This is a genomic window from Alkaliphilus metalliredigens QYMF (assembly GCF_000016985.1).
GTDB classification, from domain to species: domain Bacteria; phylum Bacillota; class Clostridia; order Peptostreptococcales; family Natronincolaceae; genus Alkaliphilus_A; species Alkaliphilus_A metalliredigens.
In genome coordinates this window covers 828,876-844,103 of record NC_009633.1, presented here as the reverse complement: position 1 = coordinate 844,103, position 15,228 = coordinate 828,876, and the positions used below count along the sequence as shown (strand labels likewise).

Below are 15,228 nucleotides of genomic sequence, written 5' to 3'. Positions count from 1 at the left end.
AAATTTTATTCCCTGCCTTTCATTTTTGCCTCAAACTGTTTTTCTGCTTCGGATTTTCTCATATAAATAGGCATGACATCCTCAGGTTTTTGTACCCTTCCCTCTATTACGGCCCTTCTAGCCAGTTCTCCAATGGCTGAGGCTCTTGCCATGGCCACCATTCCTGGAGGGAAAACAGCTCTTTTCTTTAAGGAATGCTGAATCCGTTCCTTTAATTTTTCCACTGCATCCCCTACAAAAATAATAGACTCTGTTTCACCGTCAAACCTTTGGATCATTTCATCAATGTGAATCATTTCATAATCCTTTACCTGCTGAAAATCCTCTCCACTCCAACGATAAGAAGCGGTATAAACCATATCTCTTTGGGCATCAATAATTGGACAAATAATTCCCTGACTGTATAAGAGATTAAAGGCAAGTCCGTCTAATGTAGAAATTCCCACTATTGGTTTATCTAATGCTTGGGCCATGGCCTTCATGGTTGATACGCCAATCCTTAAACCTGTAAATGATCCTGGTCCTAGGGAGACTGCAAAAACATCAATATCCTTGGGCTTTAACGCACAGCTTTCCAATAAATCTTGAATCATAGGCATCAGTTGCTGGGAATGGGTTCTTTTATAATTAACGATAATTTCTCCGGCTAGTTTTTCTCCATCTAACAGGGCTACTGTCCCTACAATTGATGATGTGTCTAAGGCTAATATCTTCATGATTTCAACAACTCCTCTATCATTTGTAGATCCTCTTCATTGGCAGGATAAAAGCATATTTGTCTCTCCTGGACCCCAACCACTCGAATTTCTATCCATAAGCAATCCTCAGGAAGAATCTCCTCAATCAATGTGGCCCATTCAATGACACAGACCCCTTCTCCATAAAAATAATCTTCATATCCGATATCTTCCATTTCGGTGAAATGGTTAATTCGGTAGACATCAAAATGATATAGGGGAAGACGCCCTTCGTATTGATGGATGATGGTAAAGGTTGGACTGGTGACGTAATCCGTGACTTCCAATCCCCTTGCCAGTGCCTGTGTTAATGTGGTCTTTCCTGCTCCTAAATCTCCCTTTAGACAGAGAATCTTACCCGGGCGAAGTACAGCACCCATTTTTTCTCCTAGGGCTTCCATTTCTTTTAGACTCTTAATTTCCTTACAAATCATCTGTACACCTACTTTATTTCAAAATTTTATATTCAATCCTATATACAATGGAAGAAACAATCACTTCTCCAATCAACTAATACGATGATACCTTCTATTATCAGTATTCTGCTGTATGCAATATTCCATTCACATAGAAATTTTCGACAAATAAACACTTCAACTCTATTTTAGCATAATTTGTTTTTATATCAGATAATAATTTCCACTTTTCTTAATTCTTCTCCTACTATTGTCCTATTTTGATGAAGAAGACCTCAAGAAACATATGATAACGATAAAGCCCCCAAGGGTAAAATAAGTAAAATCCAGCCTATATCATCACTGATATAGGCTGGATTTCATTATAAAGTTATCTTCAACTGTCTTTTAGTTATTTTTTAAAATCACTGAAATTTTCTTGTAGATTAGCATAGTGATCAATGCAATCAGTAATCCCTTAAAAATATTAAAAGGAGTGATACCATAAAGCACTAATGTCCAAACGTCTACAATTCTACTATTTACTATTGTACCTAGTTCTACAATGGCTTCTATTGGCATCATTTTTGAATAAAAAGGAATAATAATGAAGTAATTAGAAAGCACGCCAACAATGGTCATTGAAATCGTCCCTACCAAGGCTCCTACAATGGCATGGAATCGATCCTTTTTCATATGATAAATCATCGCTGCTGGTAATACATATGCTGTTCCAACAATAAAGTTAGATAATTCCCCAACACCCCCAGTAGAAGTTTTAACAATGAAGTGTAAAAAGACCTTGATGAGTTGAATCAATACGCCAGCCACCGGCCCTAATGCAAATCCTCCTATTAATGCTGGTACATCACTTAAATCAACCTTTAAAAATAGTGGGAAAATAGGTAGCGGAAAATCAAATACCATCAATATAAAGGCCATTACTGATAGAATGGAGATTTTTACTAATGTTCTTGTATCTAATTTTGTTTTTTTCAACCCAAAGGTCGTGATTGTATTTTGAATCTTAAACGCCTCCTCATTTTTTGTACCCTAAGTAGCTTCTTGTGGTTCAGGAGCATCATTAAGAAGAAGATTATAGTCTAGAAGATTCTTTCCAGAACACAAACAAGCGCCTAAAGTAACTTCAGGCGCTCAAAAATCATAGCAAAAAACTTGCTCTTCTTCCATCCAGACTTTACTGTCGGTACTGGAATTTCACCAGATCAATCAACATTATGTTGAGTCGCGGACTCTAACCGCCGGTCGGGAATTTCACCCTGCCCTGAAGATTTTATTATTTAATTATGATTATTATACCTTCTTGTTTGTAAAAAAGCAAGTATGATGTGCATTTTAACTCCTTATCTTCCCATTAATTTTTGGCAGGAAGTTCATTTCCGTTTCCAAGGTACAGTTATATTTGACACATAAATAAATTATTATAGAAAGAATAATAAAGCGGGGATAAAAAGAAAATATGCGCAACCAAGGCCTATAAAGTATATCTCCTAAAGATAACCCCGTTATACTTTGAATCAACAGGAGCATTGGCCCTCGAATAAGTATATTGATTCCTCCTCCTATTGAAGCAGAAAGCACAGCCCCTAAAATATGTACCTTTAGCACAGCCCATATCAACAAAATTAATGTGACGTATTGTAACAATAAGTGGATACCAAACATCGTATGCCTTCTAATATAGTACACAAGAATTCCTTGTACTATGGCTGCAAAAATCAGCTTTTTCATATCTGGACGAACTCCTATTAAGATTAACCCCAAATAAATTAACAATAAGGCCTCGGGGATCAGCCCTAAAAGGATAGCATTAAGAGGCATTGTCTCCATTCCTTGTTCTCCTTTTACTCTTCATAAAATTTTTCTCTCTCTTTTTCTATTCTATCATTAGGAATAAAATTCCTTTATTTTAAAAGCAAAAAATTACTTTACGCTTTTTTTTCAATGTATATATTTCGACAATGGGTCTCTTTCACCAAAAATGCAAACAGAAAACTTACAGCTACAAAGGCAAAACAGTACATAAAGGCTCTCTGAAACAATGCTGTTGGTTCTAAAACGCCTCCATAAGCATCGAAAACCCGCCCTAATATAGGAGGTAAAATGGCTGATCCTAAAAATCCGCCAATATTAACAACAGATGTGGAGATTCCAGCTATACTGGGATGATTCACTTCTTTCCCACATGCCCAGCTTAAGACAAAAGCAGAACAAGTAAAGCCCATCACAAAGAAAAGAGGGTACAGCATGGCAATAGGGGGTTTTCCTCCATTAACAAAAACAAGAATACCCCAGGTTATTGTATAGATTGCCCCAAAGACAATCATCGGTAATTTACGTCTCTTCATGACATCAGAAATTTTCCCAATAGCAAAGCTCCCTATTGCTAAACCCAGTGTTGCAGCCATTAAGTAGTTAGGGGCTACTGTACTAGGCAGGTCATAAACCTCTATTAAATAGCTTTGTCCCCAAGCGCCAGTCAAAGAAATGAATGCCCCAAAAAATCCTGTGAACATAAAAAAACTTGGCCATGTTCTGGGATTTGTCAACACTCTCACTAAGCTCTCTCCAATAGGGGGCCTTTGTGGTGCTTGACTTGGTCTTTCTTTTCCTTCGATCTCTGCAATAGAGGGAAGTCCCATTTCTTCTGGTGTGTTCCTCACAACCCAATAACAAAGAAATGCAACCACTAAACTAATCAAACCAATTCCCACAAATGTTGTCCTCCATGTGAAAGCAGCCACAACCAGTGCTAAGGGAGTTTGGGCCATCACACCCCCTAAATTGCCCACAAAGGATGTCATTCCAGACATCGTTCCAAATTCACTTTCCTTAAACCATTGAGATTGAATTTTTAATATGGCAATAAAGACCACTGAAACACCCAACCCAACCAGTAATCTTCCTACAAAGGCCCATAGGATACTTGGGGCCAAACCAAAAATAATGGACCCAAGACCAGCCAACAGGGTCCCATAGGTAACAGTTTTCCTGGCCCCTAGGGAGTCCGCTAAAATACCCGCTGGAATTTGCATAAACATATAGGGATAAAAGTACATTGACCCCAAATTTGCAAAAGTTGTTCCTGTAATGTTAAAGGTATCTACCAGATCTTGCCTCACCACACCCAATGCCAATCGGTGGAAAAACACAATCACATAAGCAACAACCAATATGCCCCAAACAACCCATCGATAGCGCTCTAATTTTTTCACTTTTTCTGCCTGAGTCATATCGATGACCCCTCCTCACAACTCAAACTCTGAATATACAATTTCCTCAATTATTTATCAAATTTCATACTCAAGGAAACCTTTCCTCTTTCTACGTCTATGCCAATAATTTTAACCTCAACCTCGTCTCCCACTGAAACCACATCCATTGGATTTTTGACAAATTTATTGCTGAGCTGGGAAACATGTACAAGGCCATCCTGCTTGACTCCAATATCCACAAAAGCACCAAAGTCAACCACATTTCTCACTGTTCCAGTCATCACCATGTCTAGCTTCAGATCCTCCATCTTTAGTACATCGCTTCTAAAAATAGGCATAGGCATTTCTTCTCGTGGATCTCTACCGGGCTTTTTGACCTCCTGCATAATATCCTTTAATGTAAGATGTCCCACCTCTAATTCTCCTGCAATTTCCATTACTTTATCCTCTAATTTTTGAGATTGCTTTTCTCCATACTGCAGTACTTTTTCCTCAATGTTTCTAAGCTTTCCTTGTTCTATATCCTCTTTAGTATAGCCGAGTTTTTCAATTAATTTCATTGTGGTTTTGTAGGATTCAGGATGAACAGCAGTGTTATCCAATGGATTCTCTCCGCCATCAATTCTTAAAAAGCCTGCACATTGTTCAAATACTTTGTCCCCTAATCGCTTCACCTTTTTTAACTGCTTTCTATTTTGAAACCTGCCATTTTCTTCTCTATATTCCACAACATTTTTCGCAACTGTAGAAGAAATTCCCGCCACATATTGTAGTAATGCCGGTGTTGCAGTATTCAGGTCTACCCCCACACTGTTTACACAATCTTCAACGACGTTCTTTAAGGATTCTCCTAATTTTCCTTGATTTAGATCATGCTGATATTGTCCCACCCCGATACTCTTAGGATCAATTTTTACCAGTTCTGCTAAGGGATCCTGGAGTCTCCGCCCAATGGAGATAGCCCCTCTTATGGACACATTAATATCTGGATATTCCTCTGTTGCTATCTTAGATGCTGAATAAACAGATGCCCCTGCCTCACTGACAATTGTATAATATACTTTATGATCAATCTCTTTCAATAATTCAGCCACAAGAAACTCTGTTTCTCTTGATGCGGTCCCATTTCCGATGGGAATGATATTTATGTTGTATTGTTCGATTAATTCCTTTAGTACTTTTTTAGACTCCTCAACCTTGTTTTGAGGTGCATTGGGATAGATGGTGGTATAATCCAATAGCTTTCCCGTCTCATCTAAGACTGCAATTTTACATCCAGTTCGAAAGCTTGGATCAATGGCTAGTACCCTGACATTTTTAACCGGCGCAATTAAAAGTAGTGGTTTTGTATTTTTACCAAACACCTTAATGGCTTCTTCTTCTGCCCGCTCAGTTAATATGTTTCTAACTTCCCGCTCGATTGACGGACTTATCAATCGTTTGTATGCATCCTCTATGGTTTCTTGAAGTAACAATACAGTGACAGCCTTGGTATTGACGATTACTTGATCTTTTAGATAGGCGATGATTTCCTCATCTGGACTTAGCATTTTTACCTTGAGTTTCTTCTCTTTTTCTCCCCTGTTAACCGCTAGAATTCTATGATTTGCAATTTTAGCAACAGACTCTTTATAGTCATAATACTTCTCATACACGGTTTCTTCCTCTGGATCCACTGCCTCACTGCTGATGATTGACTTTCTTAAACTCATATTCCGAGTACGCTCTCTATATTGGGCATTATCAGATATGACTTCAGCGATAATGTCCTTTGCTCCGTTAATGGCATCTTCAATGGTATGTACTTCTAGTTCCTCATTTATAAATGTCTCAGCCAGGGCTTCAATGGTTCCCTGCAGGGTTTCTTGTTTTAAGATTTGTTCAGCCAATGGCTCAAGTCCCTTTTCCTTGGCCATTGTGGCCCGTGTTCTTCTTTTTTGCTTATAGGGTCTATATAAGTCCTCAACCTTTTGCATGACGGTGGCCTTGGTTATTTCCAGTTTTAATTCTTCCGTTAATTTTCCCTGCTCCTCAATCAATCGAAGCACTTCGCCTTTACGTGATTCTAAATTCCTTAAATAAATCAGTCTGTCATATAAATCTCGTAAGACTTCATCACTTAATTCCCCGGTTTGTTCTTTTCTGTATCTGGCAATAAAGGGAATGGTATTTCCTTCATCTATCAATTGCAGTGTATTATTGACCTGAAAAGGCTTCAATTGAAACTCTTGCATCAGTTGTTTATTGATATCCATTTTAATTCCTCCTAATGTCTTTCTACAATAACGATATTATAACATGATTGTCTCTTGAAGAGTATAGACGAAAAAAAAAGCTAGTATCCTTGGACACTAGCTTTTGATCTTACAGGAATATTTCAATTTCACTTTGTTCCATTAATCCATCAATTAATTGAGCCATCAGTTCTTGTTGGTTTTCTTGAGCAATTTGCATCTTTAGTTGTTCTTTGACCTCTTCAAATGCTGGCATTTCTTCAGTTTCTCCAGTTTCTTCTGCAATTTCTTTCATTTGTGCTGCATATTGATCGTACAGTTCCTGTGCCTCTTCATCGGATGCAGGAGCCTCTTCTAACTCATTTTGTAAAAATTGTTCAATTGCCATTTCGCTGGCTAACATATTTCTAAGGTCATCCTCTGTAAACTGGTTAAATTCTAGGGCTGCTTCAAACTCTTCTTCTGATTCGAATTGTCCCTTCATACTTTCTAATTCTGTTTCTATCGCTTCCTCTGAAACATCATACCCTTTTTCCTTTGCTTCCTGAAGTAATACTTCCTCTTGAAGTAGACTGTTTAGTGCTTGTTCTCTAACCTGCACTAGCATTGCTTCTCCTTCTTCTCCTTCAAACTCAATACCTTGCTGCTGATAGTTTAACTTTGTTCTTTCAACAGTGTTTTCAAATACCTCTCGGGTAATACTTGCACCATTGACAGTAGCCACCACTTCACCTTGATCTTGTGACAAATTTTCTCCTTCTGAGGCACATCCAATGACTAGGAGCGCTATCAACCCTACAACAATAAATAGTAAACTCTTTTTAGTAAACACAGAAAAACTCCCTTCTTTTTTGCTTTATTTGAATAATCTCTATGGTAACATATCTGTTGAAAAATTTCAAATCTAGTCTGTCATACACTGGCTATGGCTGATGCTGAAGTACATATGGTAATCCTTTTTCCCGAATCAGTGGAATTAAATTGTTTTGCATCACATATTCAGAAAACTCAATTTCAGCAATGGCTCTTTCATATCCTTCACGACATGCTTCTAAATCCACAGACTCACCAGTTTCGATCATCCATGCTCGACTATTTTCAAATAGACCGTCATTGGACATAATAAATATCTTTTCATTGTCAATAAAGGAACCTCTCGACACATGGACTTGCTTAGCAACAAATCCATCTGTAATGTTGAGTAAATCCTTTCCCAATGTTTGAATTTCAGTTTCTACTCCTAATAGATTGGCCATGGTAGGAAAAAAATCGATTTGTCCACCGGCGGTTGTCACTTCCTCCTGCATACCACCATTTGGAATATGAACAATAAAAGGAACGTTAAACATATCTTTTTCTTCATAGGGTCGATTTAGGAAGTCAGTCAGTTGTTCATTGGCTTCTTCATTACGCATATCTAACCCCTGATGATCCCCATGGATGACGATGATAGAATTCTCATATAAATCAGCTTCCTTGAGCATTTCAATAAATTTACCTATTTCGTAGTCTAAATAATGTACCGTTTCTAAATAAGCCTCCAGCACCATACCTTCATAGGCTGCACCTACATTTAATCCTTCATATTGCTGATCCTGAAGTCCTTCCATGGTAAAGGGATGGTGGGAGGTCAATGTAATATAGAAGGAGTAAAAAGGATTGTCTCGTCCCTTTAAATAGGGTAATGATTGTCTAAACATTTCACCATCACTCAGTCCAATTCCAATCATCTCATCTTCACTAAAATCTTCTAGACTAATGAATTCATCGAGCCCCTGGGAAGGATAGATGTTCTCCCTGTTCCAAAAATCTCCGTCATTTCCATGAAAGGCAATAGTCTCATATCCTCTGTCCTTTAACATACTAGGCAATGTGATAAATTCATTCTCTTCATAAGCTCGGTAACTAAAGCTTTTAGTAGAAGGATAAAATCCATTATGGGAGATAAATTCTGCATCGGATGTGTTTCCCCATCCTACCTGCTCATAATATCGACTAAAGTAAATACTGTCATTTTGTATCAATTCATTCATCACCGGGGTCATTTGTTGTCCATTAATACTTTCATTGATTACAAAGTTCTGAACAGACTCCGCTTGAATAACAAAAACATTTCTTCCTTGGGCTAGTCTAAATCCTTTGGGACTTGAGGCTTCCGCCACCACTTGTTGTTCAATCTGCTTAATGACGCCCTTGGCCCTGACTATATCTAATGTATTTCTTCTAAATGAATTAAATCCATCATAAAGGTGATAATTAATAACACCCAGGCTATGGGGTGTGTAAAATCCATTGGTTGCCTCTGCCATTCTGAAGTTCAAACCTAGAACAGCAAGAAGACTGATCAAAACAGAGGTACCCAGGGCAATCCTTTGCTTTTTCGACCATTTCAAGGATGGTACTTTTTCTTTGCGACGATCCACCATGTAAATACCAATGATGTCGATAAAAAACAAGAAGTAATAGGGTTTGACTAAAGAAGTGATACTTGCGGAAACAGGCCCCAATTGTCCTAATTGATAAATACTGTGTACTGGTACTAATGTATAAAAGTGACTATAGTACATTGCATCAATGAAAAACAACGATGACAATAGGAAATTGACATACCAATATATTTTTCTACGTCTGCTCGAACTAGATAAGGCTACCATTCCATAAATGAAAAAAATAAGCAAAAGATTTTGCAGGCTCACCAAAAATAATCCACGGTCTAAGTCCATAAAATAATGTAAAACTGAGATTTTAGTAAAGGTCAAGATTATAAATAAAGTCATCTCCTTCATTTCACGATACTGATTAATTGGATATAAGTTCATTTTCTCTTCCCTCCATAATAGAATTTTAACACATTCTATTATTTTTTGCATGATTCTATTTCCTCAATATGAGACCCCTCATATACTTATCCCCAAAAAAGTAAGCTATTTAGCAAAATTCACTAAATAGCTTTAAAATCTTCGATATTCTATCCTTTTTTCCACCGGTTGGTTTCATCATTCACTACATAATCCATTAATTGTCCTTTTCCATAGGTCATACCCGATACGATGGCAGGACCCTTTTCTTGTTTTATTTCATCAACTTCTTGGACACCCGGCTCTGCTAACTGCTGCCAGCCTTCATAAAGAGGTGACAGCACCTGAATTGCCTGCTGAAAATAGCTTTTTTCCTGATGATTGACCCCTTGGGTAATCAATTGATTTATATAAAGATATAATTTCCGTAGTTCAGCGGCAACCTCAGAATCCCCCTGTAGGGTCGTCAACAACTCAGCTAAAATTTCACGGCTCTTTTCTGTATGTATTCGTAGTTTTTGATTGTCCTGAGTCTCTGCGGCACTGGCCCCGGCCAATAGCTCTTCTAGTAATCCTTCGTATACAATCACAATGAGCTGAACATCATTAGCAGTGGCAACTCGGTTGGCTAAATATTGTTTTTCAATCATTTTTTATACACCTCTATCTTCTCCCACTATCCTAGTAGTTGTAGAATTGACTGTGGTCTTTGGTTGGCTTGGGCTAACATGGCTGTTCCTGATTGAATTAAGATGTTTAGCTTTGTAAACTCAGACATCTCTAGGGCCATATCCAGATCTTCAATTCGTGACATAGCCGCCGTTAGATTTTCAGCTGTGTTGTCTACATTAGAAATCGTATGCTCTAATCGATTTTGGAAGGCACCAAGTTTAGAGCGTTCATCTGATACCATTTTAATGGCAGATTCAATGGTTGTAATGGCTTTGGCGGCTTCTTCGTTATTAGTAAATTTTATCTTAATGCTATCTTCAATTTCTACATCATTTTCATCCAGTTCGGCTTCCATTCTTATCTCTAATATTCCAATTGTCATATTCGGTATGTCAAATATCATCACTTCACCTTCATTTGCACCAATTTGTAATTGGACTTTATTCTTTGGTGAATCTGCATCTTCTTCATGCTTTAATATCGCTTTATCATTAAACTTCGTATTTTCTGAAATACTTTCAATTTCTTCAACTAATTCATTCATTTCATTTTTAATTGCACTCACGTCATCCCCATCATAAATCCCATTGGCACCTTGAACAGCCAGCTCCCGCATTCTTTGTAGCATGGAGTGGATTTCATTCATGGCTCCCTCTGCGGTTTGAATCAATGAAATGCCATCTAATGCATTTTTAGAGGCCATTCGTAGACCTTTAATTTGAGAGCGCATCTTTTCTGAAATCGCCATCCCTGCCGCATCATCAGATGCTCGGTTAATTCGCTTTCCTGAAGAAAGCCTTTCCAATGTTTTGGAGCTCAACTCTGAATTTCTAGATAATAATCTATGGGCACTAAGCGCCGGAATGTTATTGTTAATTCTCATTTGTTCGTCCCCCTCTTCTTCATATACTATATCGTCTACTTAAAGCATTTTCTTTAGGATGATTTATCAGCTATTTATCTTTTCCTTGAGCGCCCTTCTTTTGATCTACATTTTCAATAAAGACCAACACCTGGGCAACAACCTCATAGAGCTCCGTAGGAATCTCAGTTCCCACTTTAAATTCAATCAATTCCTTCACCAGCCTCTCATCATGATAGATGGCAACATCATTTTCCTCTGCCCTCTCCAGTATCCGCTCAGCCATCATTCCCTGTCCAGCAGCGGTAATTCTAGGGGCATGGTCTCGTTCAACATCGTATTGCAAGGCAATCGCTTGTTTTCCCTTTATTTTCTTTACCATACCCTCACCTCTTATATCCGAATGTCAAGTGCATTCCGCTGCACGCCATTCTCCTGATTCACTTCATCCATCATTGTTAAGATGTGTTGCTCTTTTTCTACTCGATAGGATAGGTCCTTTAATTCATATCCTAAGGCTTCAAACAAACCATGAAGCTGTTTTTCATAGGCCTCGATTAGCTTCTGGTCCTCACCCTGGATGACACCCATCTTCATGACAACATTTTTTCCATTCACTGCCACATATATATTCATATTACCCATATGATTTGTGTCGAAGTTTAATAAAACTGACATGTTCTTGGGATCAATTTTTTTGCTTCCCTTTTTCTGATTCATCACATAGATCTGTAAATTCTTAAATTGATTTTCCATTAAAAATGGTAACTGCAAAACCATATCCTCTTTATTTAACCTACCTTGGATCTCTAAGGATTCTAACAATTTATCACTGGTCTGTTGTAGCCGTCCCTTTGTCTGTTCATCTAATAGATGCTGCTTTCCCTCTAGCTCCTTGATCAACTCTGCAATCTTTTCATAGGGTCTTTCATTTTGTACCTTTCCAGATTTAACCTGACTGGATATCTCTTGAAGTAAATCCTGCATTTTATGATGGATTTCTTTTATTTCTTCTTGTTGATTGCCTGCCAGTTCCTTAACCATAGCCCCGATTTGATGTCCCACCTGTTCCTGGTTCTTTAAGAGTAGAGATAGACTCTGGACTTCCTTTAAATTCAGAGGGATGGCATTTTTTAATAATAATGAAACAATATGCTCACGATTTACCCCTGCATGCTGGAGCTTTTCAAGCATCTGATTTAATCCACCCTTTTCAGAGGACACTTCTTTCTGCTGATTTTTTTCCAAATGCTGTACAATTTCCTCTAAAGGCATTTTCTCCAAGGGTAGACCTGCCTTCTCCATGATCTCCACAGTGCCTTTACTTAATCCCTGGGTAATTCGATGTAAATGCTGTTCTGCTCGCAATATTTCCCGATACTGCTGTCCTTCCTTGACATAAGGATCATTGAGTGCCCGTTCAATTTCCCAAGTCTTCATCTTTTCATATCCATCCAGCATTTCCTTTGTTGGAAGGGTCTCTACACCAATCTCTTTTAATGCGTCAATAAACCCCTGCTGGTTGTTTTCACCCCGTAAAAATTGAGCACTCTTCTCCAGTGCCTCAATGGTCATGGGCAAGGCGTTCTTGTGATGAAAGTTTAGTGTTTCTATATCAATCTGATGCAGGATATCCAATACTTGAACCCGCTTCAATCCATCCATAAAAGAGTATGCACCTAAGGCTTCTACCGCATTTTCTTGTATAAAGCTAGCCAATTCTTGTAATTCCATGACTTCAATTTGTAGGCCTGCATGGACCCCTTTCATTAGCATTTGAGAGGTAAGTCCTCCTTGTATTTCTTGGAACTGCTGCTGTGCTTCATAGAGTCTCAGCATATTTTGTTGATTGAGAGGGAGCTGGTTCTTAATTAAAGCTTGGATTCCATCCATATTCATTAGTTTCCCGTGAAGACCCAATTCATTACCATTTTCCTTAACATGACTCTCTACCTGCTTCATTGTCTCTTTGTTGATCTCCTGAGGCATTTGAAGTTGCTCTTCCTTTAGAGAAGTCACTTCTTCACCCTGTAGCATTCGATGACTTCTTGCCAATCCTTCTAAACTGAGGGGCAATTGATTTTTCATTTGAAAGGCAAGGGTATTAAAATTCAAAGATTGAAGGTCCCGTAAGGGCTTCATTACATTGATATGAGCAGAAAAAATGCGTTCCATCCCTTTTTCTACTCCCTCAGGTAAATCCTTGCCCCCTACTCCCATCTTAGAATCCAAGAGCCGGCTTAACTCCTCCAGATTGAAATCAGCATCTAGCTTTAACAACTGAATGAGGTCTTTGTCCTCCAGCTTCTGAAGCCCTTGAATATCCTTCATAATCTCATGGGCTTTGGCTTCTAGTGCTGCCCGCTCTACAGGTGTTCTTTCTATCTGTGCTTCTAGCTGCCGAAGTTTTTCAGTGAGTTTTTCTAGACTTTCTTTTTCCACATCCACTCCAGATTCTAGTAAAATAGCTGTTTTTTCATAATTCAATTTGCCACTGATTTCTCTAATATCTCTTTGCATGTCTTTAATTTTTTCAATGTTTTCCTTTGTGACTGGTACTTGGGCTTTGATTAAGTTCTTTGCCAAATCTATGTTTTCACCATTATTTTTCAGTCCATTTGCTTCTAAAATTCCGCCAATCTCTTCTTCCATTACCTGTAATGCCTGCTCACTCACCGGCCCATTCTTAAAAGACAGTGCCCCATAGGTATTAGTGGCGACGCCACCTACCTTTTCACCACTGGGTATATGATTTTTTACCACTGCTTTTTTCAGTTTATATAAACTATCAATGGATGCGTCTACCTTGTTTTTCACAGCATCCACAAGGGTTTCACTTCCACCTGCCTTTAATTCATTTACCTTCATGAAGATTTCATTTACCCGGTTAATTGTCTTTTTCTTCACTTCAGTTCCCGATTGATGAAGGGCTTTAATGATATCCGTAACATCCTTCCCCATCTTGCTTCCATAAAGCTCCTTGGCAATGGATTCAGCCTTCTCAGTAGATAAATTTCTACCCCTATCAAATAACTTGAAAAAGGAAAATCCCTCCTTCTCCTGCTTCCCTTCCTTTACGGCTTTGGCGACTTGTTGAAGAGAATCCTTCTCGAGATCCATTTCCTTTTCAATCAAATATAAGGCCGTTTGATGATCTAGGCCCTGTACGATTTGATCTAGGTGATTTGTTGTGGTCATAAATCCAAGGACATTATCCCGTTTAATCGGCAATCCATGCTGCTCTAGCCTCTTGATTGCCTGCAATGCTTCTTCAGTAGCTGCTACTTTCATTTCCTTTAACAGTTCTCCATATTGATGCCCTTCGGTTTTACCAAGGGATGATTGCTTGTCTTGATGTAGAATCCTGGAATTTGAAATTTGGCTTCGCTCAATTGAAACTTGATCTCCCACCCTACCCTCTAGGGCGTTTTTTAGTCGAAGCTCAATTAATTTACGGTTGCCTAATTCTATGGTAACGGTCTGATCCTGCTTTTGTACTAAAGTCCCCGTGATTTTAAAGGGAGTCATTGACCGTGGATACGCATTTGAAATGAATTTGTTTGGGGATTTTCCTAAATGAAAAGGATTCATAGTTGTATCGCTCCTTGTTTTGTAATCTCATGTATTCTATCGTCATATTTCGTCACTTTCTTTAATTGAAGGGACTACATATTTTGATCACAATTTTTACTAATGTCTTTCGACTCTTTAGCCGATAATGTATAATAGAAGAAGCTTTTATAGCAGAATCATGTAAGGAGCGAAAAAGATGAATCGAATTGATGGTGTCAATCCAATGGAATTATTACATAAACTCGAAGGATCTCCCCGATCAACAAAGGCTGCTCCCAAGCAAGAATTTATTTCTAAATTGGAAGGCATTAAGTCTGAACAGGTTCGAGATCACCTGCAAAAATTATACAACGAAATCACTGTACAATCAGATCGGATTAGCGATAAATTACATTTATCCGATGTGATTCAATATAAAAAACTAGTCCGGGAATTCATGGACGTAGCCGTTAAAAATTCCCATCACTTTTCAAAACAGAACTTTTTAGATCGCCGTGGTCGTCATCGAGTCTATTCTATTGTGAAAAATGTAGATCGTGAGCTAGAAAGTATTACCCAGGACTTCTTAAAGCAGGAAGTCGATCGACTTTCCATTATCAAGCGTCTAGACGATATCCGTGGCATGCTATTAGATGTGTTTATGTAGTGATACGATACTGACAAGCCAAACCCCAGGATCCTATTTATTGGATCCCCTGGGGTTTTTTCATGGATTGAAATA

13 protein-coding genes and 1 riboswitch are annotated in these 15,228 nt (G+C 38.3%); of the genes, 1 reads left to right on the top strand and 12 read right to left on the bottom strand.

Annotated elements, in window-relative coordinates; all coding sequences use genetic code 11:
• Nucleotides 1-5: 5 nt before the first annotated feature.
• From tsaB to AMET_RS03920, 12 genes are all read right to left on the bottom strand, one after another.
• Entirely contained in the window at nt 6-716 is a 711-nt protein-coding gene (tsaB, locus tag AMET_RS03975) for a tRNA (adenosine(37)-N6)-threonylcarbamoyltransferase complex dimerization subunit type 1 TsaB (protein ID WP_012062072.1), read from the bottom strand.
• Nucleotides 713-1,171, bottom strand: a complete 459-nt coding sequence (tsaE, locus tag AMET_RS03970) for a tRNA (adenosine(37)-N6)-threonylcarbamoyltransferase complex ATPase subunit type 1 TsaE (protein ID WP_012062071.1) — start codon at nt 1,169-1,171, stop codon at nt 713-715. Before tsaE ends, tsaB begins: the two co-directional genes overlap by 4 nt.
• Nucleotides 1,172-1,540: 369 nt before the next feature.
• Nucleotides 1,541-2,131 (bottom strand): ECF transporter S component, encoded by a 591-nt coding sequence (locus AMET_RS03965; protein ID WP_012062070.1) that lies wholly within the window; start codon nt 2,129-2,131, stop codon nt 1,541-1,543.
• 176 nt (nt 2,132-2,307) lie between these two features.
• A riboswitch (FMN riboswitch) is annotated at nt 2,308-2,429 on the bottom strand.
• 59 nt (nt 2,430-2,488) lie between these two features.
• On the bottom strand, nt 2,489-2,983 hold the full coding sequence (locus tag AMET_RS03960; RefSeq protein ID WP_012062069.1) for a hypothetical protein: 495 nt from the start codon (nt 2,981-2,983) through the stop codon (nt 2,489-2,491).
• Nucleotides 2,984-3,081: 98 nt separating this feature from the next.
• A complete protein-coding gene (locus tag AMET_RS03955; RefSeq protein WP_012062068.1) occupies nt 3,082-4,386 on the bottom strand; it encodes an MFS transporter in 1,305 nt (434 codons plus the stop codon).
• Nucleotides 4,387-4,436: 50 nt separating this feature from the next.
• Nucleotides 4,437-6,623 (bottom strand): Tex family protein, encoded by a 2,187-nt coding sequence (locus tag AMET_RS03950; protein ID WP_012062067.1) that lies wholly within the window; start codon nt 6,621-6,623, stop codon nt 4,437-4,439.
• 109 nt (nt 6,624-6,732) lie between these two features.
• Entirely contained in the window at nt 6,733-7,434 is a 702-nt protein-coding gene (locus AMET_RS03945) for a SurA N-terminal domain-containing protein (RefSeq protein ID WP_012062066.1), read from the bottom strand.
• Nucleotides 7,435-7,525: 91 nt separating this feature from the next.
• Nucleotides 7,526-9,421 (bottom strand): LTA synthase family protein, encoded by a 1,896-nt coding sequence (locus tag AMET_RS03940; protein WP_012062065.1) that lies wholly within the window; start codon nt 9,419-9,421, stop codon nt 7,526-7,528.
• A 149-nt stretch (nt 9,422-9,570) separates the two neighbouring features.
• Entirely contained in the window at nt 9,571-10,050 is a 480-nt protein-coding gene (locus AMET_RS03935) for a flagellar export chaperone FliS (RefSeq protein ID WP_012062064.1), read from the bottom strand.
• Between the two features lie 26 nt (nt 10,051-10,076).
• On the bottom strand, nt 10,077-10,955 hold the full coding sequence (locus AMET_RS03930; RefSeq protein ID WP_012062063.1) for a flagellin N-terminal helical domain-containing protein: 879 nt from the start codon (nt 10,953-10,955) through the stop codon (nt 10,077-10,079).
• A gap of 70 nt (nt 10,956-11,025) precedes the next feature.
• Nucleotides 11,026-11,316, bottom strand: a complete 291-nt coding sequence (locus AMET_RS03925) for an EscU/YscU/HrcU family type III secretion system export apparatus switch protein (RefSeq protein WP_012062062.1) — start codon at nt 11,314-11,316, stop codon at nt 11,026-11,028.
• Nucleotides 11,317-11,327: 11 nt separating this feature from the next.
• Nucleotides 11,328-14,525, bottom strand: coding sequence for a DUF6240 domain-containing protein (locus tag AMET_RS03920; protein WP_012062061.1), 3,198 nt, complete (start codon nt 14,523-14,525; stop codon nt 11,328-11,330).
• Between the two features lie 178 nt (nt 14,526-14,703).
• On the opposite strand from AMET_RS03920, the gene AMET_RS03915 reads away from it, so the two are divergent.
• Nucleotides 14,704-15,153: a YaaR family protein gene (locus tag AMET_RS03915; protein ID WP_012062060.1), complete on the top strand. Its 450-nt coding sequence runs from the start codon at nt 14,704-14,706 to the stop codon at nt 15,151-15,153.
• Nucleotides 15,154-15,228: the final 75 nt, after the last annotated feature.